Raw genomic sequence first — 25120 nt, 5'->3', positions numbered from 1 at the left:
CCCAGACCGACCCAGCTTCAACGCCAGTCGAGGTTCACATCATCCACTTCGACATCCAGCTGGCGGCCGCTGGCTTGCACTACCACGTTCACGCTCCACGCGCCGGGTGGCGCCTTGGCACGCACCTGAACGGCTTGCCAGTCCTGGCGCAAGGTCACGACGCCGGGCGAACGCGAGATGATCTTTTGGCCCTGGTCCTTGAAGACCAGTTGCACATGTGCGCGGCGTCCTGGCGTCCCGCGCACTTGGGCGTTCAAAGTGAAGTGGGCCCCGTCGACATTCGGCATCGCCTGCCACAGCCGTGCCATGCCAGGCCGGCTCGCCGTGCCACCTGTGCGCAAGTGAGCGTGCCGATCTGCCGGCATGGCGCCGTCGACCATGCGCACCTCCGCCTCGCCCCGCGTGAGCACACGCCAGCCCGAGGCGTCGAACCGTCGCAAGGGGTTCGACGGCCGGATGTCGAACCCACCGTTGAACAGCACCCCCGGCCCGCGCAGGCTGGACAGCGGGCTCTCAGGCGGCGTGGGCCAGCGCAGGCGCTGGGCGATGTGGGCCGCCAGAAGGTTGGCGAAACCAGCATGCTCTTCCTCCACCGCATGGGTCTGGCCCCAGAGCCAGGGCCAGGCGAGCGAGGACACATTCGTGTCGCCCTCCGCGGCCAGGCGTCGGACCATGTCCTGCAGATAGTTGGCGGGCTCGTCGAATGACCAGCCATACGAATCGGCCAGCACGATGTGAGCATGGGGATGCACCGGCCGTATGCGCTCGGTGATCAGCTCATGCCAGCCGGCCATGACGCCGTCGCGGTTGTCGCCGTCGTAGCTGTCGTTCGACCCGACGTTGATGACGACCACGTCGGCGTCGTACTCGCTGAAGTCGAAACGTCGCGAGGGGTCGAGTGGCAGCACCCGATCCCAAAAGCCCTGCACCGGCAGCCCACTTCCGGGGGCGATGGTGGCACCGCTCCAGCACATGCAGTGGTACTGGCCGCCGAGCAGCCGGGTGGTGATGGCCGGATAGGCCGCATCGTTGTCGTCGTCTCGCGGCAGGCCGGAATCATGGATGCTCTGGCTGGAGTAGCCGGCGGAGTTCGAGTCGCCGTAGAACTCCAGCCGAGGCCCAGTGGCCGGCGGCCATGCCATCAAGCGGGCTTTGGGGCTGAGGGCCAGCCCGTGCAGGCGCACCGCGCCGAAGTAGCCCTCGGTCCGCTTGATCAGCTCGATCTCGTGCACACCGGGTGGCAAACCGTCGGCGATGACCTGATCATGCACACCGCGCGGCAGACGCAGGTCCCGCGGCGAGCCGCCATCCACCCGGATCCGCACCCAGTTCTGCCCACGTTCATCTTCCAGCCGTGCGACCACCCGTGAGGCGTCGGTGCGAACCCGAAAGGCCGTACCGGGCCAGCCGAACGCTGGAGCCAACGGGCGGCGGCGATCGATGCGCCCCGTCCATCGGATGGAAGGGTCATCCGGCCGAACCGCCGCATCTGCCGGGCCCATCGAGGCGGGCTCCGTCGTCGCTGCCGAAGCGACCCCCGTCAGAACCAGGGCTGTCGCAGCAATCCACCGCGACAAGGGATACATCCAGACCTTCATGACTCACACCGAACACCAACGAAAGCTCGATGCTAGACAGCGCTGTCACGCCGGTCTTGAATCGTTCGGCCATCCGCGGCCCTGTGGCCCCCCTAGGGTGGTTGGCCGGGCATCGGCGCGCGAAGCGGACAATTCACCGCTGTTGAAGACGTGTCGGCGTGCGCCATGCTTTGCGGAGTTGTTGAAGATCCTTGCCGGCGGATGGCGCCCTGCCACCTGATGCCCGTGCCCGGCACCTTGGCCGGCACGATCCGGGCCCTGCTGGTGCACGACACCCGCGGCCTGACACCCCCGCCGATGCCCGCCCTCGAGCGCTGGCCCGCCCTGCCCACCTTCATGCTGCGCTGGGTCTGGGCCGCCCCCGATGGGGCCGCGTCGCGCTCGAGCTTGGCGGCCGAGCTGGTGTCGGCGGAACTGTGGGGCCCACAGACCCAGCCTCTCGTCGAACCGCTGCGGTGGCCCGCGTTGCAGCTGTGCGTGATGCTGTGGCCCGACGCACTCAGACCCCACCTGCGCGCACCGGTGGCGGATTGGGTCGATCAGCGCGGCCCCGCCGCGGCCGCGCTCAACATGCCCTTGCCGGCTTGGCCCGCCTTCATGGCCAGCGGCCCCGATGGACGCTCTGGCCTGCAGCACCTGATCGACTGGACCCGCACCTGGGCCGATCCCCACCGCCCGCCGCGGCCGCTGCCACTGGGCCCCTGGCTCGATGAGCTCTCTGGCGACGGCCACACCGGCGGCGCCGCACGGAGCGAACGGCAGCGCAGGCGTCGCCTGATGGCGATCACTGGCCAACCCATGAGGCAACTGCGCGCCAGCGAGCGCGCCGAGCGGGCGTTTCATGCCGCCGTGTTGGGGCGGGCTTCAGGCGACTTGCGTTGGATGACGGTGGCGAACGACAGCGGCTTTTCCGACCAGGCTCATCTGTGCCGCGACACCCTGCGGCTGACGGGCCTCAGCCCCGACGCACTTCGCCGAAGCATGCTGCAAGATGAAGGCGCCTGGGTCTTTCGGCTCTGGGCTCGCGCTGGCGGCGTGGCCAGCAGTCCGGCCGCCCGACCTCGGGCTCACGCGGCCGGAGCCAGCACCTCGGGATTGAGGGCCGTGGGCGGCTGAGCACCGGTGAGCGCTGCCACCAGATTGGTCGCGGCCAACTCGGCCATCGCCCGCCGCGTTGGCAGGCTGGCACTCGCAATGTGGGGCGTCAGCACGACATTGGGCACCGTTAGCAGGTCTGGGTGCACCTGAGGCTCGCCCTCAAACACGTCCAGACCGGCGGCCGCGATGCGCCGCAGTTTCAAAGCCTCGGCCAGGGCGCGGTCGTCCACCACACCGCCTCGGGCGATGTTGGTCAGTGTCGCCGTCGGTTTCATCAACGCCAGCTCGGCGGCGCCGATCAGGTGATGGGTTTGGGGGGTATAGGGCACCACGATCACCAGATGGTCGGCGATGCGCAGCAGCTCTGGCAGATCGACATAACGCGCCGACACCGCGGCCTCATCCGCCGGGGGCAGACGGCTGCGGTTGTGGTACGCCACGCTCATGCCGAAACCCAGCGCACCCCGGCGCGCGATGGCCTGGCCGATGCGGCCCATGCCGAGAATGCCCAGCGTCGCGCCATGCACATCAGAGCCGGCAAACAGGTCGTAAGACCACTGCTTCCACTGCCCGGCGCGCAACCAATGCTCGCTTTCGGAGATGCGGCGGGCCGTGGCCATCATCAACGCAAAGCCGAAGTCGGCCGTGGTCTCGGTGAGCACACCGGGTGCGTTGCTGACCAGCACCCGCCGAGCGGTGCAAGCCGCCACGTCGATGTTGTTGTAGCCCACGGCCATGCTGCACACCGCCCGCAGCGCCGGACAGGCCTCCAGCAAGGCCGCGTCGATGCGCTCGGTGCCGGTGACCAGCACGCCAGCACAGCCCTGCAGGCGCGCCACCAGCTCACTGGGCGACAGGGGAGCCACGCCCGCATACGCATCCACCTCGAAGTGGGCCGACAAGCGCTCAGTGATCTCTGGAAAAAGGCGCCGCGCGACCAGAACGCGAGGGCGTGTCGAAGAGCTGGAGTTCACGGCCGATGGTCCTTCATGCCCCATGAAAGCGGGCAAAGCCAGCCACCGGCTCGCGCTCGGTGACGAGAGCGTTTTCAACCGCCTGCGGGTCGGCATGGCCCAACGACATGCCGCACACCACCATCTCTTCGGCGGCCAGGCCCAGCTCGTCGGCGATCACGCGGTGAAACTGGGTGAAGGCCGCCTGTGGGCAGGTGTCCAGGCCCCGAGCACGGGCGGCGATCATCACGTTCTGCAGGAACATGCCGTAGTCGAGCCAGCTGCCTTGCTGCATCACCCGCTCGATGGTGAAGATGAGCCCGACAGGCGCGTCAAAGAAGTCGTAGTTGCGGCCATGTTGCGCGTGCATCCGGGCCTTGTCGGCCTTGCCGATGCCCAGCAGGCCATACAGGTCCCAACCCACCTTGCGCCGGCGGTCGATGTAGGGGGCGCGCCATTCGGTGGGGTAGTAGGCGTACTCCTCGGTGTGTTGCCCGCGGGCTTCGGGGTCGTCGTAGACCGCCCGGATGCGCTGCGACAGCTTCTGGCGCGCTTCGCCCATCAGCACATGCACCCGCCAGGGTTGGGTGTTGGTGCCCGAAGGCGCGCGCGACGCCACCGCGAGGATCTCTTCCACCGTGGCCCGTGGCACCGGGGTGGGCAAATAGGCTCTGATGGAGCGGCGGGAGGTGATCGCCTCATCGACGGCGGCGATCGATGGAAGGTTGTTGGCCATGAAGAAACCTCGAATCCAGCGTCAAGAAACAGCAAGTGGCGCCAGCGCCGCGAGCAGCGCCTCCGGCAATGCGGTGGGGCGTCGCGTGTGGCGATCGACGTACACGTGCACGAAGTGGCCGGCGGCCGCGGTCATGGGATCGTCGCCACCAAACAGCCCCACCTCGTAGCGCACGCTGGATCGCCCGATGTGCGCCACACGCAGGCCCGCCTGCACCGGCTGCGGAAACGCCAGCGGTGCGAAGTAGTTGCATCGCGTCTCGATGACCAGGCCGATCACCGGGCTCGTCTCGATCTGCAAGGCGCCGGCATCGATCAGATAGCCGTTCACCGCGGTGTCGAAGAAGCTGTAGTAGACGACGTTGTTGATGTGCCCGTAGGCATCGTTGTCCATCCAGCGGGTGCTGATGGTGCGGTAGGCCCGGTAGGCATGGCGCGGTTCAGGCTGCCGGCGCTCGGCGGGCGGGAGTTCGGTGCTCATGCCAACGATTGTTCCACCGCCTCGCCGGCCGCCTGCGACCATGCGGCCCAGCTGTCGGCGGCCAGAGCCAGGGTGCGGGCCTGGATCGACACCGTCTCGTGGATGTCCTGCCCATAGCCGCCCGCCATGCTGAGCGCAACCGGAATGCGCCTTTCACGCAAGGCAGACAGCACGCGCCGATCGCGCTCGGCCATACCCGCCGCCGTGAGCTTGAGCCGTCCCAGTCGGTCGTTTTCATGGGGATCGGCACCGGCCAGGTAGAACGTCAACCCAGGCGGGTGCGCGGCATGACGCCGCCAGACCTCGTCCAGCGCGCGGTCGAGGGCGGCCAGGTAGGGCTCGTCGGTGCAACCGTCGGGCAGCTCCACATCCAGGTCGCCGGCCACCTTGCGAAACGGGAAGTTGCGCTCGCCATGCATTGAGAAGGTAAAGACGGTCGGGTCGTCGGCGAAGATCGACGCCGTGCCATTGCCCTGGTGCACGTCCAGGTCGATCACCAGCACCCGCAGCAAGGCCGGTTCAGGCCGGGCCCGCGTCGACGGCGACAGGCGCCGTGCGGTGTAGCGACGGTGCCATTCGGCCTGCATCAGGCGGGCCGCCACGGCGGTGTCATTGAAGACGCAGTAGCCCGAGCCCTTGTCGGCGCTGGCGTGGTGGGTACCCCCGGCCAAATTGGCCGACACCCCTTCCACGAGTGCGGTGCGCGCCGCCGCGATGGTCGCTCCCACCGAGCGACGGGCCCGCTCGGCCATCCGAGGCGACCACGGGAACCCGATCTCGCGTTGGGCGGCGGGGCTCAGCAGACCGTCGGCCACGGCCGTCACATAGACCGGATCGTGGGCCAGGGCGAGTTCGCCGTCGCTGGCCGCCGGCGCTTCTTCCAGGCGAATTTGGGGCAACTCGGCGGCCACACGGTCCCGAAGCAGCCGGTACTTGGGCATCGGGAACCGGTGCCCCTCAGGCAGCGGCAGCACGAAGTGATCAGAGGTGAAGGCCCGCATGTCGCCGGGCACTGTGCCACAGGGCGGCCGACCCGCCACGGCACGCAGTCTCATGTCACCTGGGTGACAAGACCACGGCTGAAGCAGGGGCGATAGGGGCTTGACCCTACATTTGCTGCACCGCAACAAAATCCGCTTGCCAATGCGTTGCTGCGCGCCCATACTTCGAGTCATGTTGCAGCGCACCATTGTTTGGAACGGCTGCAGTCTTGTCCCTCCCCACTGATTCAGATAGGAGAAAAGCCATGCTGACCGCCGAACAACTGCTCGCCGCCCAGAAAGCCAACGTCGAAACCCTGTTCGACCTCACCAACAAGGCCTTCGAAGGCGTCGAAAAGCTGGTTGAACTGAACCTGCAAGTCGCCAAGACCTCGCTGGGCGAAGTCGCCGAAACCGCCAAGGCCACCCTGTCGGTGAAGGACGCCCAAGAGCTGATGTCGCTGCAAGCCGGCCTGCTGCAACCGGCCGCCGAGAAGGCCGCCGCTTACAGCCGCCATCTTTACGATATCGCCGCCGCCACCAACGCCGAAGTGACCAAGGTCGCCGAAGCCCAGCTGGCTGACGTGCAGAAGAAGTTCATGGCCTCCGTCGACGGCGCGGTGAAGAACGCCCCGGCCGGCACGGAAAGCGCCGTGGCCCTGGTGAAGTCGGCCATCGCCGCCGCGAACAATGCCTACGAAAGCGCCCACAAGGCCGCCAAGCAGGCCGCCGAAGTCGCTGAAGCCAACTTTCAAGCCGTGGCCAACACCGCGGTGAAGGCCACCCAGTCGGCCCCGAAGGCCCGCCGCACCACCGCCGCGGCCTGATCGGAAGAGCCGACTTGACGAAAGCCATCGGGAAGGGGCACCGGGGAGCCGCACGACCTGCTGCGTGACGATCCCGGGACCGGAACGGAACTTCCGGTGCCCAACGGTTGTCTCTCCATTGGCCGCTGTCGTGCCTGAGCGACGCGGCCTTCATGGAAGGTTGTCTCCTCGGTACCTCTTGAAAGACTGGCTTTCCAGGTACCTTCCAGCCCGGCTGGTCCTCACGGACCGCCGGGTTTTTTATTGGCGGCCGCACCCAGGCGCCCGCCAAACACGTCATCCAGCCTCAGTGGGTCATGGCCACGATCTTCTGCCGCAGTTGCGGCAGCATGGCCAGCGCCGCCTCGCGGCCGGACTGGATGGCCTTCATGCGTGCGGTGAAATCGGCACTCGACACGCCTGACAACGTCGGCCGCACCACGACTTCGGCCTCTTTCAGCTCGAATCGGTTGATGCTTCGGCTCATGATGGCGAACGTCTGCAGCAGCATGCGCAGGGCATCTCCGGTGGCGTTGCCGTCAGGCGGCGACGAGATGTCGACCGCGATCACGAGATCGGCGCCCATCTGGCGGGCGAAGCGCACAGGCACCGGCGAGACGAGCCCGCCGTCGACATACTCCTTGCTGCCGATCTTCACCGGCTGAAAGACCGCAGGCACCGCGCTGGACGCCCGAACGGCGACCGCCGTGTCGCCGCGCTGGAACAAGATGGGCTGACCGTCGGCCAAATCGGTGGCCACGATGCCCAGCGGCATCTTCATCTGCTCGATCGTCAAGCCGCCCGTTTGCTGCCGCACGTAGCGGGCGAGCGCCTCGCCGCGGATCAGCCCGCGCCCGGGGAACGACCAGTCGGTCAAGCCTGACTCGTCCATCGATTGGGCCAGTGAGCCCATCTCGACCCCGCTCTTGCCCGAGGCGTACATGGCCGCCACCAAGCTACCGGCGGAGGTGCCCACGACCAGATCCGGCCGGATGCCCTGCTCTTCCAACACCTGGATGACGCCGATGTGGGCAAAGCCGCGCGCAGCGCCACCCCCCAGTGCCAAGCCAATGCGCGGAGGACGCGGCGGGGGTGGGGGCGCAGCGGGCGGTGGCGGTGGCGGTGGCGGCACCACCGGCAACTCGACCGCCCGGGAAGGCGGCGGAGCCATGGTCTGACACGCCGCCAGCGGCAAACCGGCCGCCGCAGCCCACATCAAGCGCCAACACAGCGCCCGACGCCCCTCGTTCGGCACGAAAGTGCCTTCTTTAGATTCAGAAGAAATATTCAAGTGAAATTTATGTTCTTTTCAAGCATATAACGGATCCGTAGAGTGCCTCCAAAGCCCATTTCCGCCTGGGCGCCCCCTATCAGAACCATGTACCAGTACACCTCGTTTGATCGCCAGTTCGTGCACCAGCGCGCCGCGCAGTTCCGCGACCAGCTGAACCGCAACCTGGCGGGGGAGCTGTCTGACGACGACTTCCGCCCGCTGCGCTTGCAAAACGGCTGGTACATCCAGCGCCACGCGCCGATGCTGCGCGTCGCGGTGCCCTACGGTGAATTGTCGTCGCGCCAGCTGCGGCAGTTGGCCCGCATCGGCCGTGAACTTGATCGCGGTTTCGGCCACTTCACGACGCGCCAGAACCTGCAGTTCAACTGGATCCCGCTGCCGAAGTCGGCTGACGCGATGGATTTGCTGGCCGAAGTCGACATGCACGGCATCCAGACTTCGGGCAATTGCATCCGCAACATCACCAGCGACGCCTTCGCCGGGATCGCCCCCGACGAAATCGTCGATCCGCGCCCTTACTGCGAGATCCTGCGTCAGTGGAGCACGCTGCACCCTGAGTTCGCCTTCCTGCCGCGCAAGTTCAAGATCGCGGTCAGCGGCTCGATCGAAGACCGCGCTGCGATCGCCTGGCACGACGTCGGCCTGCAGCTGCTGAAGAACGAAGCCGGCGACGTCGGGTTCAAGGTGCTGGTCGGTGGCGGCATGGGCCGCACCCCGATCGTGGGCACCGTCGTCAACGCCTTCGTGCCCTGGCAAGAGATCCTCGTCTATCTCGAAGCGATCGTTCGCGTCTACAACCGCTACGGTCGCCGCGACAACGCCTACAAGGCTCGCATCAAGATCCTCGTGAAGGCTGAAGGCCAGAAGTTCGTTGATGCGGTGAACGCCGAGTTCACGAAGATCCTCGAACAGGACGTGGACGGCCGCGAACACATCATCCCGGTGTCCGAGCTCGAGCGCGTGTCGCGCCACTTTCAGGACCCGGTGGGCCTTCATCCCGCCACGAACGGGTTCGACCCGCATCGCACCGGCCCCGCGCCCGCTGCCTTTCTGCGCTGGCTCGAACGCAACGTCCACGCGCACCGCGTGCCGGGCTACCGCGCCGTGACGCTGTCGCTCAAGCGCGCCGGCCAGGCCCCGGGCGATGCCACCTCCGAGCAGATGGAAGCCGCCGCCCAGCTGGCCGACCGCTATTCGTTGAGCGAGCTACGCGTCTCGCACGACCAGAACCTGGTGCTGCCCTGGGTGCGCGAAGCCGACCTTTTCTCGGTGTGGCATGCCGCGAAGGATGCGGGTTTCGCGACGCCGAACATCGGCCTGCTGACCGACATGATCGCCTGCCCCGGCGGCGACTTCTGCGCGCTGGCCAATGCGCGCTCGATCCCCGTGGCCGCCAGCATCACCGAGCGTTTCGACGACCTCGACGCGCTGTACGACATCGGCGACATCGACCTGCACATGAGCGGCTGCATGAATTCGTGCGGCCACCACCACACCGGCCACATCGGCATCCTCGGCGTCGACAAGGACGGCAGCGAGTGGTACCAGATCTCCATCGGGGGCTCGGATGGCTCCACGCTGAGCGGCGCTTCGGTGCCGGGCAAGGTGATCGGCCCGTCGTTCTCTGCCGACGAAGTGCCGGATGTGATTGAAGCCCTGATCGACGTGTACCTCAGCGAGCGCCAAGCGGGCGAGCGCTTTGTGCACACCGCTCGCCGTCTGGGTGTTGCGCCCTTCCGTGCGGCGGCCGACGCCGTGCGCCGCGACACCGCTGCGACAGCGGGTGGTGCCAAGCCGGCCGCGCCGGTGACCGAAACCGCGGAGGCCGTCTGATGAGCGCCCGTACCGACATGAAGTTCGTCCAGGCCGCCAACGACCCATGGCGCGCGTCCGTGGGCGAATACGGCCCCCTGCCGATTCCGCCCGTGGCGGCCCACAGCTTGTTGACGCTGGAGCAATGGCAGGCCGTGCGTAGCGACTGGCCGGAAGGTCTCCCAGTCGGCATCACGTTGGCCAACACGGTCGATGTGGAAACGCTGGCCGATGACCTGCCACGCTTCGCATTGGTGGCGCTGCAGTTCCCGAAATGGATCGACGGCCGCGCCTACAGCCAGGCCCGCGTGTTGCGCGCACGCCTGCGCTTTGCCGGCGAAGTACGCGCCACCGGCGACGTGGTGGTCGACATGCTGCCGCTGTTGCAGCGCACCGGCTTCGACGCTGTGCAACTGCGCGACGGCCAGAGTGAAGAGAGCGCCCGCCGCGCACTGTCCATCGTCACCGAGCACTACCAGGGCGACGTGCATGAAACGCGCCCGCTGTTTTCGAGGGTTCCCGCATGAGCGCCATTTCGTCCTTGCCCACCAGCTCTGCCCTGCCCGGCGCAGCCCCGGCGGCATCGAGCGCCATCGCGCTGTATGCCCGCCACACCGAAGGCTATGAAGAGCGCGTCCAGGCCACGATCGACCAGTTGCGCCAGGCCGCGATCGACCACCCCGGCAGCATCGTTCAGGCCACCAGCCTCGGCGCCGAAGATATGGTGCTCACCGACCTGATCGCCAAGCTCGGTCTGCCCATCGCGGTGGGCACGCTGCAGACCGGCAAGCTGCATGCACAGACCGTGGCGCTGATTCCGCAGATCGAATCGCGCTATGGCCTGCAGGTCGAGGTGTACAGCCCGCGCGAAGAGGCCGTCGTGCACTTTGTGCGCCGCCACGGCGAGAAGGCCATGTACGAAAGCATCGACCTTCGCAAGAACTGCTGCCAGATCCGCAAGCTCGAACCCCTGTCGCGCATGCTCGACAGCCGCGAAGCCTGGGTGACGGGCCTGCGCCGCGAACAAAGCGCCAACCGCGGTGCGGTGCCGCTGCGCGAGACCGAGGCCAACGGACGCGTCAAGTACAACCCGCTGGCCGACTGGACATGGAACGACATCTGGCACTACATCGCCACCCACAACGTGCCCTACAACGAGTTGCACGACCAGTTCATGCCCAGCATTGGCTGCGAGCCCTGCACCCGCGCGATCGCCGTGGGTGAAGAGTTCCGCGCGGGCCGCTGGTGGTGGGAAGACGAGAAGGCGAAGGAGTGCGGCCTGCACGCCGTGCAGGCCACGCCCAGCCGCGACGAAGCCGTGGCGGCCTGACGAGATGGCGCATCCTGGCCATGTCATCTTCATCGGCGCCGGCCCCGGCTCGGCCGACCTGATCACGCTGCGCGGCGCCGCGGCGCTCGCGCGGGCCGAAGTCGTGCTGCACGACGCCTTGACGGACCCGGCCCTGCATGAGCTCGCGCCACACGCCGAGTGGATCGATGTGGGCAAGCGTGGCTTCTCGACCGCCACCGCCCAGACCCGCATCAACGCCCTGCTGGTCCAACACGCCCAGGGCGGCGCGCTGGTCGCTCGGCTCAAGGGGGGCGACCCGAGCGTCTTCGGCCGGCTCGAAGAAGAGATCCATGCACTGGCCGAAGCAGGCCTCACCTTCGAGGTGGTCCCCGGCGTGACGGCGGCACTCGCCGCCGCCGCCGCCTCGGCCCGGCCGTTGACCCGCCGTGGCAATGGCCGCAGCGTGTCGCTGACCACCGCCATGACCCAGGATCGCGAGCTGCACGCCGGCCGGCGCGCCGACACCGAAGTCTTCTACATGGCCGGGCGCCAGCTCGCCATGCTGTCGCGCCGGCTGGTCGAGTCTGGCTGGCCGGTCAACACCCCGGTCTGCGTGGTCTCCCGGGCGGGTTGGCCCGACCAACTGATCAGCCAGCATGACGTGGCCAGCCTGCCGGCCGCCTGCGTGTTGCACGCCGGCCGCCCCTCGGTGGTCACGGTCGGGGTGGGCGCCACCGAAGTGGCGCCGGTGACGGCGGCCGCCCACGGCGGGACTGCCGAAGACATCACGGCCCATCGCCTGGTTGAGGGACATCCCACCGACTGAAGGCCCCTGGCCCTAAAATCCCATGCTTTGCTGCGCGGCGACATGCGCGGCGCAGTGCCAGGCTATCGATTGCCCACCGGGGCCGAGCCGCACGCCAAGCCCTACCTTTCACTTCTCACCGCATCATGACCCACGTCGTCACCGAAGCCTGCATCCGCTGCAAGTACACCGACTGCGTCGACGTCTGCCCTGTCGACTGCTTCCGCGAGGGCCCGAACTTCCTGACGATCGACCCCGACGAGTGCATCGACTGCGCGGTGTGCATCCCCGAGTGCCCGGTCAACGCGATCCTGCCGGAAGAAGACGTGCCGGCTGACCAGCAGAAGTTCATCGCAATCAACGCCGAGCTGGCCAAGGCCTGGCCCAGCATCACCAAGCGCAAGCCAGCCCTGCCTGACGCTGACGAGTGGAAAGATCGCACCGGCAAGCTCGACCAGCTCATTCGCTGAACCCGGCGCACGGCATCGATGATGCAGGCCCCCTGCACCTGATCGACGCCGCCGGCACATCCACACTGCCAGCCCGCCCGGCCCCGCCGCGGCGGGCTTTTTCACGCCCGGCCAGCCGGCACTGCCAAAGCGGCGATAATCCGCGCCGCTGACGGGCCGACTGGCTCGTGGGCATTCGCTAGGGGTGCTGGCCTGCGGGCCGGCTGAGAAAGTCCCTTTGAACCTGATCGGCGGCTTCGGCCGCCATGCAAGCTGATGGCTGCAGCCGTCGGTTTGCACGAGGTAATCCTCGCGCAGGGAAGCAGCTCAGATGGCGGCGCGCCTTCGCGTGCCGCACCCGCATCCAGAACCTGCCGCCCTGCGACCGCTTCGTCGAGTCACAGATGGCCCAGTCGCTTCGCTTCCGTTTTCCCCTCCACGCCTTGGCCCTCGCGGCCGCTCACGTCACCTGCCACGGCCAGGCGGCCGAGCAGATCACCATCACCGGCAAGACCGACACGCTGCCCGCCAGCATCGCCGGCTTTGGTGACACGGCGCTGGAACAGTCGCCGTTTCAGGCGCTGAGCCTCTCGCGCAGCCAGCTCGAAGACCGCGGCGCGACGGCCCTGTCGGCGCTCACTCGGCTGGACGCCAGCATCGCCGACGCCTACAACTCGCCCGGCTACTGGAGCGCGCTGACGGTGCGCGGCTTCGTGCTCGACAACCGCTACAACTACCGGCGCGACGGCCTGCCCATCAACGCCGAAACCGCCATCGCGCTCGAAAACAAGGAGCGGGTGGAGGTGCTCAAGGGCATCAGTGGCATCCAGGCGGGCACATCATCGCCGGGCGGTGTCGCCAACGTGGTGGTCAAGCGGCCACGGGGCCAGGATCTGTCGGCTGTGTCGCTTGCTTGGTCAGAGCGAGGCAGCTTCAAGGCCGCCACGGACCTGGAGCGGCGCTTCGGCGAAGGCGGCGGCTTCGGCCTGCGCCTGAATGCCGTGGCCGAAACCCTCGATCCGCAGGTGCGCGATTCGAAGGGCAATCGCCACCTGCTGGCGCTCGCCGGCAGCGCACAGTTCACGGCAGATCGGCGGCTCGATGCAGAGATCGAACTCAGCCACCAGTCGCAGCCCAGCATGGCCGCATTCAGCATGCTCGGCGGCCGGGTGCCTTCGGCGAGCAGCATCGATCCCCGTCTGAACCTGAACAACCAGGCCTGGTCGCAACCGGTGGTCTTCGAGGGCACCACCGCCAGCCTGCGCTGGACCGAGCGGCTTGGCGCCGACTGGCAGTTGCAGGCGCAGTGGATGAGCCAACGCCTGCGCACCGACGACCGCATCGCGTTCCCCTATGGCTGCAGCGCCGAATCGGCCTGGGACCGTTACTGCAGCGACGGCAGCTTCGACCTCTACGACTACCGCAGCGAAGACGAAAAGCGCGACACGACGGCCGGCTCGATCACGCTCAGCGGCCGTTTAGATGCCTGGGGCATGGCGCATCAGGTGTCCACCGGCGTGCTGTGGAGCGACTTCCGCCTGCATCCCAACGAACAGATCTACCAGTGGGCTGGCGTCGGCCAGATCGACGGCAGCGTGCAACTGCCCACCCCCGACCCCGAGCCCTACACCACCGCCGGCCGCCACGAGCGCAGCACTGAACTGCACCTGCGCGACCACATCGCGCTGACGCGCGACACCGGCCTGTGGCTCGGCCTGCGCCACAGCCGGCTGGAGCGATCCAGCGAAGCCACCGGCACCGACTATCGCCAGTCATTCACCACGCCATGGCTGGCCTTGAGCCACCAGTGGACCGATGCCCTGCTCACCTACGCCAGCTGGGGCCAGGGTGTGGAAAGCGACGTGGCACCCAACCTGCCTCAGTACACCAATGCGGGCCAGCCTCTGCCCGCCCTGAAGAGCGAGCAGGTCGAACTGGGCCTGAAAGTCGCCCAACGCGACTGGAACGCCAGCCTCACCGCCTTCGACATCCGCCGTCCTCTGGCGACAGACGAGTGCGACAGCGCGGGCGACACCTGCACCCGCCGCATCGACGGCAACGCCCGTCACCGCGGCATCGAAGCCGGCGGCGAGGTGAAGTGGGGCTCGCTCAGCCTCCAGGGTGGCGCCATGTGGCTGCGCGCACGCCGCGACGGCGCCAGCGAGGCGGCCCTCAACGGCCTCGTCCCGACCAACGTGCCACAGCGCAGCGTGCGCCTCGGCGCCGCGTGGCGCTTTCAAGACCTGCCGGGCCTGAGCGTCCAGGGCGACCTCAACCACCAAGGCTCGCGCTACGTGCTGCCCGACAACAGCGCCCAGATCCCCGCCTGGACGACGATGGACTTGGCGACCCGCTACAGCGCCCGCGCTTTCGGCCGCGAATGGACGCTGCGCGCCGGCATCGACAACCTCTTCGACCGCCGCGCCTGGCGCGAGAGCCCCTACCAGTTCAGCCACGCCTACCTCTACCCGTTGGAGCCGCGCACCGTCCGCCTGTCTTTTTCAGCCCTCTTGTGAACCGCTAAAAATTCTGTCTATAATCTAAGGCTTCACTTCCCCGATAGCTCAGTCGGTAGAGCGCCGGACTGTTAATCCGTAGGTCCCTGGTTCGAGCCCAGGTCGGGGAGCCAAATTTGAGAAGGCCAGCATCGCAAGGTGCTGGCCTTTTTCATTGGCGTTCGGGTGGCATTCGGGGGCATGCAGGCATCAACCCCAATCAACCCGACACGGGCGCTCGCACATTGGCTTTCGCTCAGAGCGCGTGAAGAGCGCGTGAGTCACCTGTCGCGTAAGCGTTGCGCGCGCCGATGTCGCACTTCATCCACAAGCGTGTCAGTGACACGCACTCGCCGAGTGCCCTCGCCGTTGCCCCTATAATCATTGGCTTCACTTCCCCGATAGCTCAGTCGGTAGAGCGCCGGACTGTTAATCCGTAGGTCCCTGGTTCGAGCCCAGGTCGGGGAGCCAAATTAGAAAAGGCCAGCATCGCAAGATGCTGGCCTTTTTGTTGGGCGAAACCGCTGCGCGGTGGCGCGACGCCGTGATGGGCGCCACCGCCAGCAGGTGGGGTCAGTACTGCAGCACGCCGGACACGGCGAAGTGGTCGGACAGGTCGTGGTCCATCCACAGCGGCGCGTTGAGGCTGCGGTAGATGCGCACGGTGTTGTCGTTGGCGCGCGGCGCACGGTGCTGACCATCGGCGAACACATAGTCCAGGTACTCGCGGCCACCGGAGCCCAAGGCATTGACGGTGGAGTCGTAGGTGTAGCCGTAGCCCAGATAGCGGGGCTCGCCGGTATGCAGCAGGCCGAGCATCTGCACGTAGTCGTCGGGGGTGGCGTAGCGGTCCACGTTGAGGTCGCCGGCGTAGATCACCGGCTCGCTCGTGGGCACGCCATGCGCGGCGGCGTAGCTGCCCATCTGGCCCAGTTGCACCAGTCGCACTCGGCGGTCGTCTGCGCCGTTGTAGGCGTTGGTGTGGGTGCCCAGCACGTGGTAAGGCTTGCCCTGCTTGATGACCTCGAAATAGATGAACCCCTTGTTCGAGAAGCAGTTGTCGCCGGTGCAATCGGGGTAGACGTAGACATCCTGCGCGGCAATCGGCCAGCGGCTCACCGCCACCACGCCGCCGTTCATGATGTTGCCGGGCTCGTCGACCAGGCGGGTCTGGTAGGGGTACTCGGCACGCAGGTCGTTGAGCAACTGCTCGCGGCAACCCTGATCGAACACTTCAGAGAGCACGATCACGTCGAAGCCGGTGGTGGCCTCGGGCATGGCGGCGTAGCGATCACAGATGTTGCGGGCCACGAAGATGCCCCAGGTGTTGTAGGCCAGCACCTTCAAGGTGTCGGGGTCGCTGGTGGGCGCCTCTTTGACATTGGCGTCGTGGACGATGTAGTAGATGTCGTCGTAGCCCCCGGTGAATTCGGCCTTGAACGACAGGTGCTCTTCGCGCACGACCTTGTTGGTGTGGATGGACCGATCGTTGTACCAGGGGGTCTCAAAGCTGTTGGCCTTGGCCCCATGCCAAATGGACGAACCCACCAGCTTGCCGCGGAGCTTCTGTTTCAGCACCTGGGGGCCGCCGCGCGCGCCATTGACAGTCGTGTCGAAGTAGAAGTTCTTGCCGCTGGTGATGCCTTGGTCTCGGTTCATCCAGGCGACCTTGCGGGTGGCATATGGGGGGATCACCGGGTCGTAGGTGCCCCACTCGCTCCCTTTCGCGAGCGTTTTGTCGCCGTACTGCACCGTCGACACGGTGAGCGGCTGCGCCGTGGTGTTGGTCACGTAGATGTATGTCTCTGCCTGGGCCGTGGTCGCGCCGCACAAGAGCACAGCGGCTGCCAGCCAGCGGCGTAGCGATGTCAGGTTCATGGTGTGGGGATCTCCTGCAGTTTTGAGTGGTGCGGTTCAGGGCGAATCTCAGTGAGGATTTCAGTGCGCCTGGAAGCTGTCGGGGAAGACTTGCTCGCGCAGCGCCGCCAATTCAGCGTCGCGCTGCTGCAGCGCCGTCACATCGGCCACGCCGGCGTATCTCGCCTGGATGGCCTGCTTCTGGCGGGCGTACTGCGCCATACGCTCGCGCTGTGCCGCATCGAAACGATCGCCCTGCTCCATCTGTCGCGCCAGATCGGCGGTGAAGAACTGGGCACGCACCTCGCGGGCCAGCCGTTGCCGGTCGGCGTCGTCTCTCGCGTCGAGCAAAGTGAGTTGCAAGGTCCGTTCGTAGCGGCGTGCACGCTCGGTGGCGTCGCCGAGCGGCCCAGCCTCGGGCGACCGCATCGACTCGGCGGCGGCCAAGCGTTCGGCCAGCGGCATGCGAGCCGCCTCGTTCGCCAGGAACTGGGCCCATCTCGCCTCGTCGCGGAACTGAGCTTCTTCACGGCCGAACAGCAGGCGCGCGTTGTCGGCACCCATCACGTCGGCTCGGACCTGGCTCACAGCCTCGATGCGCTCGAGCATCGGCTGCTGGCTGCTCATCACCAAGGCAGACAAGCGTGGCGCCAACCTCGGCAGCCGCTCCAGGATGTCGGACATGCGCGCGCGCTCAGCGTCGGGCAAGGCCGCAAGCACGCCGCTGAGACAGTGGCTGGGCATGAGCCCGCCGCACTCGCGGCCCAGCGCCTGAAGCTGGCTCCAGAGATCGCCGCTGCGCCCTTGCAGGCCTGGCGCCAGACGCGATGCCCAGCGACTCGCGCCGCCAGGATCGGCGTGGTCGCCTGAGACCGCATCGGCGCGCGCCTTCGTGTTCGTCGGCACGGCCAGGGTCGCCTCGACCAACGCCGCCGGCGGCTCGCCGCCGGTATCCGCCTGTGGCGCAGGGCCGGCACCCACGCCCACAGCGGCCCACAGCACGCCCAGGGCCGACAAGCCCGCGGCGGCGCGCCACACCAAGCGATGAACAACAGGTTTCATCCGCCCTTCCTCGATGAGTGGCCGGCGCTTCTTGAAGCCGCACCGGCGGGTTGCCGCGGGCCAGCAGGCGCGCGACAGGCTCGGGCGAGACTTTAGATAGTCATCGCTACCAAACCATCAGGGACTTCCCGGCCGGTGTCTGGCGAGGGAGCTGGGGGGTCACGGTGAAAGGGCGCGCCATTCGTCCAGGCAGTGCGCGGCAAGGGCCGTGACCCAGGGGGCCCCCACACCCAATGCGACACCCAATGCGTCACCCAATGCGTCACTCGGTGCGTCACTCGGTGCGTCGGCCAGTGCGTCTCCTGGCACAAATGCCAACCCGAACAGGGGGCTGACGAGGAAGCCCGCGCGCCGGAACGCACTGGCGTCATGCGCCAGCACATGGGCCTGCAGATCTGCCCAGGCCACAGCGTTTCCGTCAAGTTCGATTTCGTCGGCCCAGACCGTGATCTCTTCGAGCCGGCCGTTGCTCTGAAACCGGAACACCACACCGCCGTAGTCGAACTCGGTCAGCCCGACGAGGTTGAAGCCCTCTTCGGCGGGCCGGCCATGACGCCGCAGAACGTCGTCCGGGCTGGCCGTGAAGGGCGTGTCGTCAACGCTGACGAACGGGATCAGCTTCATCGCGCTGAATCAGCACCAGACGCCCGCCGGCGGCGGCGCCCACATGTTGCGTGGCGAACCTCAGCCGCGGTAGCCCAGCACCCGCGCCGGGAGAAAGATCAGCGCACGGATCAGCGCAAACACCCCTTCCAGCGCGATGCCGAGCAGCCGGAACGGCAGGCTGATCAGCCACACCAAGGGGAACAGCAGCAGCGCCAGCAAGGCCAACGGCCATGCCAGCACGAACAGAATGCACCAGCCGACAAACAGGATCAGTGCGTTCAACTCGTTCTCCTCGACAGTCACCTCGCGCGGAACGACCCGCCGATGAATCCATTCTGCGCCAGTCGCCCTTCCCGGGTGTCCGCATGCGACAGCCTGCATCCTGGGGCGCCTGAGCCGCCGCGTCGCGAGGGCCAATGGCGTAGCGCTACGGTGCGCTGTCCCAGATCGACTCCACCAGTTCGCCCACCTCGCGCGCCGGTCCGCTGGCGCCGGCCTGCTTCCACTCGGGCGGCGTCGGCACCGAGCGGCGAGACTCCTTGCCGCCCCACAGCGCCACCTTCAGCGCAAACACCACCGGCCCTTCCCGAACCGTCATGGCCGGCACACCTTGCACCGCGTCGCGCAGGCGCTTGCGCACGTCCAGGTCGAGCAGGGTGTCGAAATCCAGCCAAGCCTTGGACTGGCCACCCGGCCGTACCGCCACCACCACAAAGCCGCCGGTGGATTGGCGAGACGCCGCAGCCGCCACCGCATCCGACGCAGCCCGCTCGATTGCACGGATGTAGTCGGCCATCGCATCGACGCTGGTGCGCGCCTCCAGCACCGCGCTGGGCTGCAGCAGCACGACATTGAGGCGGGTGAATGGCTCGGCGGCGTGGCTGTCGATGGCGGCGAACGCCGCCAGGGCCATCATCCATCGACGGCGTGAAAGCTTCAATCGAATCCCCTGGGGCCTGAAGATGCGGCCCATTGATCCCCGGATTGTCCTGCGAGCGACGGTGTTGCCCCGCCTCCCTCGGCCCGACCCACCGCCCGACCCCACCGCCCTCTCAGATGGCACGCTGATTGCTGAATCGAAACCGGGAAGGCAACGTGTCCCTGCCGCACGGGCCCCGGCCGCACGACCCGGTGCGGCCGACGTCCGTCGACATCAATTCAGAGGCCCTGCACATGAACGTCGATCCCGTGAGCGCCACTCATCGCCTCCCAGTCACGCGCGAACTGCGCGCCGAGCCCAGGCGTGCCCTCAGCACCCAGGCCACGGTGTTCATCGTCGACGGACCGACCGTCGATGCAGACACGACGAACATCAGCGCACACGGGGTCGACCTGTGCAGTTGCGTCGAGCTGCCCCCGGCCACGCGCTGCGAGCTTGCCTTCAATCTCCCCATCGATGGCGAGCCACGCTCGGTGCACGTGCAGGCCTGCGTGGTCCGCAGCGAAGCACGTGGTGGCGCATTCAGCGCCGGCCTGGTGTTTTTCGGCATGCCCGACCGCACCCGCGAACTGCTGGAGCTGTTCGTCTGCAGCACCTGAAGCCGCGTTCACTGCGCTGCGAGTTCCCGCCTATCCGGCCGAGCCGTGGTGGCCTCGTGATGAACTGCACGAGAAAAGTTCGTCATTTCTGCGAGAAGACATCAACGCCGATGAGGAAACTGACGATGTGTTACCTGTGATGGGTTGACTGCAGGTGGGGGGTCGGCGGCGCGGTGCTGCCCGGCCCGGCCCGGCACCAACTGAGTGGGCCCAACGGAGGGATTGGGCCCGTGAAAAAGTGGAACCAGGTCGTTCGCCCCTGGGCGAAGCATGTGGCGCTCGTCGGCCTCGCCGCCGCCGGTTTGAACGTGGTGATAGAAGCGGCTGAACTGGCCCCGCCCGCCACGACCGACGACAAAGTCTGGCTGCTCGGCGAGCCGCCGCAGCCGGCCGACAACGTGGCCACCCCGGCGCGCGTCGCGCTCGGCAAGGCGCTGTTCTTCGACCCCCGCATTTCCGGCAACGGCACGGTGTCGTGCGCCACCTGCCACAACCCATCCCTGGGCTGGTCCGACGGCTTGCGCACCGGCGTGGGCATCGACGGCAGCCGCCTGGGCCGTGCGACGCCCACGGTGATCAACACCGCCTACAACACCCAGTTCATGTGGGACGGTCGCAAGAAGAGCCTGGAAGACCAGGCCCTGGGCCCGATGAAGACGCCTGAGGAGATGAAGACCGACTTCACCGCCGCGCTGGCCATGCTCCAAGGCATACCGGGCTACCGGGCCATGTTCGAGGCCGCCTACCCCGGTGAAAGCGTGTCGGAGGAAACCCTGGCCAAGGCGATTGCAGCCTACGAGCGCACGGTGGTCTCCAAGAACTCTCGCTTCGACCAATGGGCCGCCGGCGATCGCGGCGCCATCTCGGCACAGGAATGGCGCGGCTACAAGCTCTTCACCAATCCGGCCAAGGGCAACTGTGCCGCCTGCCACAAGCCGCCCAACTTCACCGACAACGGGTTCCACAACATCGGCATCTCCCACCCGGCGGGCAAAGAAGACGAGGGGCGATTCAAGATCCGCCCGGTCGCTGTGCTGAAGGGGGCGTTCAAGACGCCGACGCTGCGTGACATCGAATTGACGGCGCCCTACTTCCACAACGGCGCCGCGAAAACGCTCGAAGAGGTGGTGGATCACTACGCCCGCGGCGGCGACGACCGCAGCAACCTCTCGAAGGACATGAAGCCGCTGAACCTCAGTGCCCAGGACAAGGCCGACATCGTCGCTTTCATGCGCACCCTCACCTCTCCGATCCAGACGGCCAGCCTGCCGGCGTTGCCGCAATGAGGGCCGCCCTCCTCGCATGCCTGGCCGCCCTGGCCCTGGGCCAGGCGGTGGCCGCGGAAGTCCGGTCGGACGGTGCCCTGCTGCCGCGAGACAGCAATGACGCCGCAGTCTTCCGTGGCGGCCTGGTCTACAGCAACTACTGCGTCACCTGCCATGGCATCAACGCCGACGGCAATGGGCGCGCCGCCCGGCTGCACAACCCCCGCCCGGCCAACCTGCGCATGAGCGACAAGAACGACGCCTACATCCGCCTCATCGTCACGCGCGGTGGCGAGGCCCTGGGCCGATCGCCCGGCATGCCACCGTGGGGCGAAGAACTCACCGACGAACAGATCACCGATGTGACCGCTTTCGTCCGCTCGGTGAACATGCGCTGACACACGCCCAGCACCGACGAACCCCACTCTCAGAGCCCTTCCCGATGAAGCTACTCCCGTCCCCCCTTCACTGCCTGGCGATCGGCGCCGCGTTGTTCTGCCCCGTCATGGCCCAAGCCGCCGAGCATCTGGTCGTCCAGAAAGACAAGGCCTTCTCGGTCAAGACGCTGTCCGTCAAGGCTGGCGACAAGATCGTCTTTCGCAACGACGATAGCTTCTCTCACAACATCTTCAGCCTGACCGACGCACAGCCGTTTGACCTCGGCACCTACGGCAACGGCCAGAGCAAGTCGGTGACCTACGCCAAGCCGGGCAAGTACGAAGTCGAGTGTGCCATCCACCCGGACATGCGCCTGGTGGTCACGGTCACGCCCTGAGCCCTCTGAGCCCCCTCAGCCCCCTCAGCCCCACTGCGCACCCGCTTGCCAGGCCCCATGCCCACCATGCGCCACCCCCTCCGATCCTGGGCCCTTGCGCTGGCAGGCTTGGCGTGGGCCGGTCCAGGCTGGCCACTGGGAGAACCGCTGAGCGGCCAGCCGCCGGCAGTGGGCATCGGCGGCGAGCTGGATCTCGTCGACCAACTCGGCCGACCGTTTTCTCTGGCGCGGCTGTCTGGACGCCCCGCGCTCGTGTTCTTCGGGTTCACACGCTGCGGCAGCACCTGCCCGGTGGCCCTGCTGTCTGCACGGCAGGTTCTCGCCGAATTCGGCAGCCGCCCCGCACCCGGCATCGTCTTCGTCACGCTGGACCCGGTCAGCGACGGCCCGGCCCAACTGCGTGAGTACCTTGGCCATGTCGACGGCCGCCTGATCGGGCTGACCGGCAGCCCCGCGCAGGTGTCACGCGTGGCCGACCGTTACGGCGTCGGCACCCGCCAGGCGGCCTCAGGCGCCGGCGTCGAGCACAGCAGCCTGTGGTACCTGCTGGATGCCCGAGGGCGCGTCAGCCGCGTCTATCCCCACAACGAAACTCCGCAGCACCTGCTGGCCGATCTGCGCCGGCTGGAAGAACACTGATCGCTTCGCCATGACCTCGCCCTCCGGATCCTCTGCCTTGCTGCGCCTGCTCACCGCCCCCCGACGCCGGCTCGGCGCACGCCTGGGTGTGAGCTTTGGCCTGATGTGTCTGCCCTTGCTGTTTGTGGGCGCGCTGGCCATCGTGCAATCGCGCAACCTGCAGGCGCGCTTCGTGGGCGCGCTGGAAGGCAGCGTGCCGGCCCTGGTGCGGCTGCAATCGCTCGATCATGAAGTGCAGATGGTCAACATGGCGGCTCGCGACGCGCTGCTCGCACCCGACGACGAGGCCGCCGCCGCGGCGCTGTCGCGCATCGAATCGGGCCGCACCAAGATCGGCGAAGCGATCGAGGCCCTGCAAGCCGCTCTGGCGGACGAGACCGACCCCTTCAAACCGGTGGTGGAAGAGCTGGCCGGGCACAGCAGCGGGGTGCTCGTCCACCTGATGAAGTTCTCGCGGCAGCGCAAGGCGGGCCAGGTCGACGAAGCCCGCACGGGCCTGTACGGGGTGCTGATCCCGAAGATGAACGCGTTTGCCAGCGCCATCGGCAAAGCCCAGAGTGTGCAGCTCAAAGAGCTGGAACAGGTGCAGTCCGGTTCGGCGCAAACAGCGCGAATCGGGCAGTCGATCATCGCCGCCGCGCTGGTGGCTGCCGTCTTGGGGTCAGCGTTGCTGGCCTGGCGCATCACCCGCGGCATCACCCGCCCGATCGCCGCCACCGTGCGGGCCGCCGAGCGCATCGCCGGTGGTGACCTGAGCGCCGAGCGGCTCGACACCGACCGGCAAGACGAACTGGGCAGCCTGCAGGTGGCGATGACCATCATGCAGGCTCAGCTGAGCGATCTGGTCACCGGCATCCGGCGCTCCGCGAGCAACATCGCTCACGCCAGCCAGGAAATCGCGGGCGGCAACCTGCACCTCAGCCAGCGCACCGAAGAGGCGGCGACCTCGCTGCAGCGCACCGCCACCGCCATGCACCAGCTGACGCACACGGTGACGCAAAGCGCCGAATCAGCCCGGTCGGCCGGCGAGATGATGTCATCGGCCAATCAGGCGGCCGAGCGCGGGGGCGCGGTGGTGTCCGAAGTGATCGACCGCATGGGCGAGATCGCCGCGGCCAGCAGCCGCATCGCCGACATCACCGGGGTCATCGACGGCATCGCATTCCAGACCAACATCCTGGCGCTCAATGCCGCCGTCGAGGCAGCGCGCGCAGGCGACCACGGCAAGGGCTTCGCGGTCGTGGCCTCGGAGGTGCGGGCCCTGGCCCAACGCTCGGCCACCGCCTCGCGCGAGATCAAGTCACTGATCGGCGACAGCGTCGCCAAGGTCGAATCCGGCAGCAAGCTGGTCGAAGGCGCCGGCGCCACGATGCGGGTGATCGTCGACGACGTGACCCGCGTCTCCGGCGTGGTGCGAGAGCTTTGCAGCGCCGCCGAGAACCAGGCGCAAGGCCTGGGCGAGGTCAATGGCGCGGTACGCCAACTCGACGACGCCACCCAGCAGAACGCCGCGCTCGTCGTCGAAAGCACCACCGCCGCCGAGAGCCTGCGCTCGCAGTCGGCCGACCTGCTCGAACTCGTCAACCGGTTCCGCCTCGACGAATCCCAGACCGCCTGACCTGGCCGCAGCCCGAGCTGCGCTTTCCGAGGGCATCGGCCATACTCAGCCTTGCCCGCGCCGTCGTTCGTCGGCGCGCCAATGGCGCTGGTGCTGCCGAGCATCCAGCGCAAGCGAGAGGCGCCCCGAGCTCATGAACACACTCTTCTCGGACATCCAAGTCCGGCGGTACGCGCCCGGATCCGACATGCCGCCGCACACGCACCGCCGCGCAACGCTGTCGCTGGTGCTGGGAGGCAGCTATGAGGAGTTCATCCGCGGGCGGCGTCACGAGGGCGCCTGGGGCTCGCTGCTGCTCTGCCCGGCCGGCGAAGCCCACTCTCAACGATTCGGCGCCGAGGGCGTGCGCAAACTCCAGATGGCCCCGACTGCAGAAGCCATCGAACGCCTGCGCGGGGCCCTGCCCGTCGACCAAGCCCCGGCCGTGCGCTCGCTGTCGCTGGCCGACGTGGGCCGCCGCATCGCGCAAGAGCTGCAAGTGCCCGACGACTTCTCGTCGTTGGTGATCGACGGCCTCTTGCACGAGCTGCTGGGGCTGATGGCCCGAGAGCACGCACGCCAGCGTGGCACTGCGCCGGCTGCCCTGCAACGCGCCCTGGCGCTGCTGCGCGAACAATCGCACCGCAACCTCGCATTGGACGAGATCGCGCGAGACGTCGGTTGCGACGCCGCCGAACTCGCGCGCCTGTTTCGTACCCATCTTGGCGAATCGCCCGGTGAGGCGCTGCGCCGCTTTCGCCTGGAGCGCGCCGCCGCATTGCTGAGCCAATCCAGGCAGCCCTTGGCCGACATCGCCGCCCTCTGCGGTTTCAGCGATCAGGCCCACATGACGCGGACCTTCAAGACGCGGCTGGGAACCACACCCAGTGCCTATCGCCGAAAAACGAGCGGCTGACCTTCAAAAACTGGCACGGTCGTTCAAGACAGGCCTGGGGCCTCCACGCGATAAACGCTCCCTTCTG

At 67.5% G+C, this 25120-nt stretch carries 26 protein-coding genes and 2 tRNA genes; 17 read left to right on the top strand and 11 right to left on the bottom strand.

Features of this window, described 5'->3' with window-relative positions:
* Window positions 1-17: 17 nt before the first annotated feature.
* Window positions 18-1598 (bottom strand): GDSL-type esterase/lipase family protein, encoded by a 1581-nt coding sequence (locus tag AACH06_RS22960; protein ID WP_341428115.1) that lies wholly within the window; start codon window positions 1596-1598, stop codon window positions 18-20.
* Window positions 1599-1799: 201 nt separating this feature from the next.
* Between AACH06_RS22960 and AACH06_RS22955 the strand changes: the two genes are divergently transcribed.
* Entirely contained in the window at window positions 1800-2714 is a 915-nt protein-coding gene (locus AACH06_RS22955; protein WP_341428114.1) for a helix-turn-helix domain-containing protein, read from the top strand.
* Here AACH06_RS22955 and AACH06_RS22950 read toward each other — a convergent pair.
* The 4 genes from AACH06_RS22950 to AACH06_RS22935 are packed head-to-tail and all read right to left on the bottom strand — an operon-like array spanning window position 2666 to window position 5866.
* Window positions 2666-3670, bottom strand: coding sequence for a 2-hydroxyacid dehydrogenase (locus tag AACH06_RS22950; protein WP_341428113.1), 1005 nt, complete (start codon window positions 3668-3670; stop codon window positions 2666-2668). The genes AACH06_RS22955 and AACH06_RS22950 overlap by 49 nt on opposite strands.
* A 13-nt stretch (window positions 3671-3683) precedes the next feature.
* Complete coding sequence (locus AACH06_RS22945) at window positions 3684-4385, bottom strand: nitroreductase (RefSeq protein WP_341428112.1); 702 nt, start codon at window positions 4383-4385, stop codon at window positions 3684-3686.
* A 21-nt stretch (window positions 4386-4406) separates the two neighbouring features.
* Complete coding sequence (locus AACH06_RS22940) at window positions 4407-4865, bottom strand: acyl-CoA thioesterase (protein WP_341428111.1); 459 nt, start codon at window positions 4863-4865, stop codon at window positions 4407-4409.
* The gene (locus tag AACH06_RS22935) at window positions 4862-5866 is read right to left on the bottom strand and encodes a histone deacetylase family protein (RefSeq protein ID WP_341428162.1); all 1005 of its coding nucleotides are present in this window, start codon (window positions 5864-5866) and stop codon (window positions 4862-4864) included. The genes AACH06_RS22940 and AACH06_RS22935 overlap by 4 nt, the downstream gene beginning before the upstream one ends.
* Before the next feature lie 245 nt (window positions 5867-6111).
* On the opposite strand from AACH06_RS22935, the gene AACH06_RS22930 reads away from it, so the two are divergent.
* Window positions 6112-6672, top strand: a complete 561-nt coding sequence (locus AACH06_RS22930; protein WP_341428110.1) for a phasin family protein — start codon at window positions 6112-6114, stop codon at window positions 6670-6672.
* A 286-nt stretch (window positions 6673-6958) separates the two neighbouring features.
* Here AACH06_RS22930 and AACH06_RS22925 read toward each other — a convergent pair whose 3' ends face one another.
* Entirely contained in the window at window positions 6959-7867 is a 909-nt protein-coding gene (locus tag AACH06_RS22925; RefSeq protein WP_423222074.1) for a patatin-like phospholipase family protein, read from the bottom strand.
* Window positions 7868-8029: 162 nt separating this feature from the next.
* Here AACH06_RS22925 and AACH06_RS22920 point away from each other — a divergent pair, with 162 nt between their 5' ends.
* The 8 genes from AACH06_RS22920 (at window position 8030) to AACH06_RS22885 (ending at window position 15268) form a co-directional block, all read left to right on the top strand.
* A complete protein-coding gene (locus AACH06_RS22920; protein ID WP_341428108.1) occupies window positions 8030-9778 on the top strand; it encodes a nitrite/sulfite reductase in 1749 nt (582 codons plus the stop codon).
* Window positions 9778-10284 carry a DUF934 domain-containing protein gene (locus AACH06_RS22915; protein WP_341428107.1) on the top strand — a complete coding sequence of 169 codons (507 nt, stop codon included), beginning with the start codon at window positions 9778-9780 and terminating at the stop codon, window positions 10282-10284. Before AACH06_RS22920 ends, AACH06_RS22915 begins: the two co-directional genes overlap by 1 nt.
* Complete coding sequence (locus tag AACH06_RS22910) at window positions 10281-11087, top strand: phosphoadenylyl-sulfate reductase (RefSeq protein WP_341428106.1); 807 nt, start codon at window positions 10281-10283, stop codon at window positions 11085-11087. Before AACH06_RS22915 ends, AACH06_RS22910 begins: the two co-directional genes overlap by 4 nt.
* 4 nt (window positions 11088-11091) lie before the next feature.
* Window positions 11092-11874: a uroporphyrinogen-III C-methyltransferase gene (gene cobA / locus AACH06_RS22905; RefSeq protein WP_341428105.1), complete on the top strand. Its 783-nt coding sequence runs from the start codon at window positions 11092-11094 to the stop codon at window positions 11872-11874.
* A 125-nt stretch (window positions 11875-11999) separates the two neighbouring features.
* Window positions 12000-12323, top strand: a complete 324-nt coding sequence (gene fdxA / locus AACH06_RS22900; protein WP_341428104.1) for a ferredoxin FdxA — start codon at window positions 12000-12002, stop codon at window positions 12321-12323.
* A 383-nt stretch (window positions 12324-12706) separates the two neighbouring features.
* Complete coding sequence (locus AACH06_RS22895) at window positions 12707-14818, top strand: TonB-dependent siderophore receptor (protein ID WP_341428103.1); 2112 nt, start codon at window positions 12707-12709, stop codon at window positions 14816-14818.
* Between the two features lie 37 nt (window positions 14819-14855).
* A tRNA-Asn gene (locus tag AACH06_RS22890) sits at window positions 14856-14931 on the top strand.
* 261 nt (window positions 14932-15192) lie between these two features.
* Window positions 15193-15268: transfer RNA gene (locus AACH06_RS22885), tRNA-Asn, on the top strand.
* Between the two features lie 102 nt (window positions 15269-15370).
* Here AACH06_RS22885 and AACH06_RS22880 read toward each other — a convergent pair.
* The 5 genes from AACH06_RS22880 to AACH06_RS22860 form a co-directional block, all read right to left on the bottom strand.
* Window positions 15371-16675 (bottom strand): sphingomyelin phosphodiesterase, encoded by a 1305-nt coding sequence (locus tag AACH06_RS22880; protein WP_341428102.1) that lies wholly within the window; start codon window positions 16673-16675, stop codon window positions 15371-15373.
* 60 nt (window positions 16676-16735) lie between these two features.
* Window positions 16736-17716: a lipase secretion chaperone gene (locus AACH06_RS22875; RefSeq protein WP_341428101.1), complete on the bottom strand. Its 981-nt coding sequence runs from the start codon at window positions 17714-17716 to the stop codon at window positions 16736-16738.
* Window positions 17717-17875: 159 nt separating this feature from the next.
* Window positions 17876-18340 carry a hypothetical protein gene (locus AACH06_RS22870; protein ID WP_341428100.1) on the bottom strand — a complete coding sequence of 155 codons (465 nt, stop codon included), beginning with the start codon at window positions 18338-18340 and terminating at the stop codon, window positions 17876-17878.
* A 60-nt stretch (window positions 18341-18400) separates the two neighbouring features.
* Window positions 18401-18604 (bottom strand): hypothetical protein, encoded by a 204-nt coding sequence (locus tag AACH06_RS22865; protein WP_341428099.1) that lies wholly within the window; start codon window positions 18602-18604, stop codon window positions 18401-18403.
* 145 nt (window positions 18605-18749) lie between these two features.
* Window positions 18750-19262, bottom strand: a complete 513-nt coding sequence (locus AACH06_RS22860; protein WP_341428098.1) for a hypothetical protein — start codon at window positions 19260-19262, stop codon at window positions 18750-18752.
* Window positions 19263-19495: 233 nt separating this feature from the next.
* Here AACH06_RS22860 and AACH06_RS22855 point away from each other — a divergent pair, with 233 nt between their 5' ends.
* From AACH06_RS22855 to AACH06_RS22825, 7 genes are all read left to right on the top strand, one after another.
* Window positions 19496-19861 carry a PilZ domain-containing protein gene (locus AACH06_RS22855; RefSeq protein WP_341428097.1) on the top strand — a complete coding sequence of 122 codons (366 nt, stop codon included), beginning with the start codon at window positions 19496-19498 and terminating at the stop codon, window positions 19859-19861.
* Window positions 19862-20091: 230 nt separating this feature from the next.
* Entirely contained in the window at window positions 20092-21147 is a 1056-nt protein-coding gene (locus AACH06_RS22850; RefSeq protein WP_341428096.1) for a cytochrome-c peroxidase, read from the top strand.
* A complete protein-coding gene (locus tag AACH06_RS22845; protein WP_341428095.1) occupies window positions 21144-21524 on the top strand; it encodes a c-type cytochrome in 381 nt (126 codons plus the stop codon). The genes AACH06_RS22850 and AACH06_RS22845 overlap by 4 nt, the downstream gene beginning before the upstream one ends.
* Before the next feature lie 44 nt (window positions 21525-21568).
* Window positions 21569-21901: a cupredoxin domain-containing protein gene (locus AACH06_RS22840; RefSeq protein WP_341428094.1), complete on the top strand. Its 333-nt coding sequence runs from the start codon at window positions 21569-21571 to the stop codon at window positions 21899-21901.
* 66 nt (window positions 21902-21967) lie between these two features.
* Window positions 21968-22540: an SCO family protein gene (locus tag AACH06_RS22835; protein ID WP_341428093.1), complete on the top strand. Its 573-nt coding sequence runs from the start codon at window positions 21968-21970 to the stop codon at window positions 22538-22540.
* 10 nt (window positions 22541-22550) lie between these two features.
* Window positions 22551-24158, top strand: coding sequence for a methyl-accepting chemotaxis protein (locus AACH06_RS22830; protein ID WP_341428092.1), 1608 nt, complete (start codon window positions 22551-22553; stop codon window positions 24156-24158).
* Between the two features lie 133 nt (window positions 24159-24291).
* The gene (locus AACH06_RS22825; RefSeq protein ID WP_341428091.1) at window positions 24292-25053 is read left to right on the top strand and encodes a helix-turn-helix transcriptional regulator; all 762 of its coding nucleotides are present in this window, start codon (window positions 24292-24294) and stop codon (window positions 25051-25053) included.
* The last annotated feature ends 67 nt before the right edge of the window (window positions 25054-25120 follow it).

The organism is Ideonella lacteola (assembly GCF_038066555.1).
Taxonomy (GTDB): Bacteria; Pseudomonadota; Gammaproteobacteria; order Burkholderiales; family Burkholderiaceae_C; genus Ideonella; species Ideonella lacteola.
The sequence above is the reverse complement of the archived record's forward strand: the minus strand, read 5'-3'. Positions and strand labels throughout refer to the sequence as shown.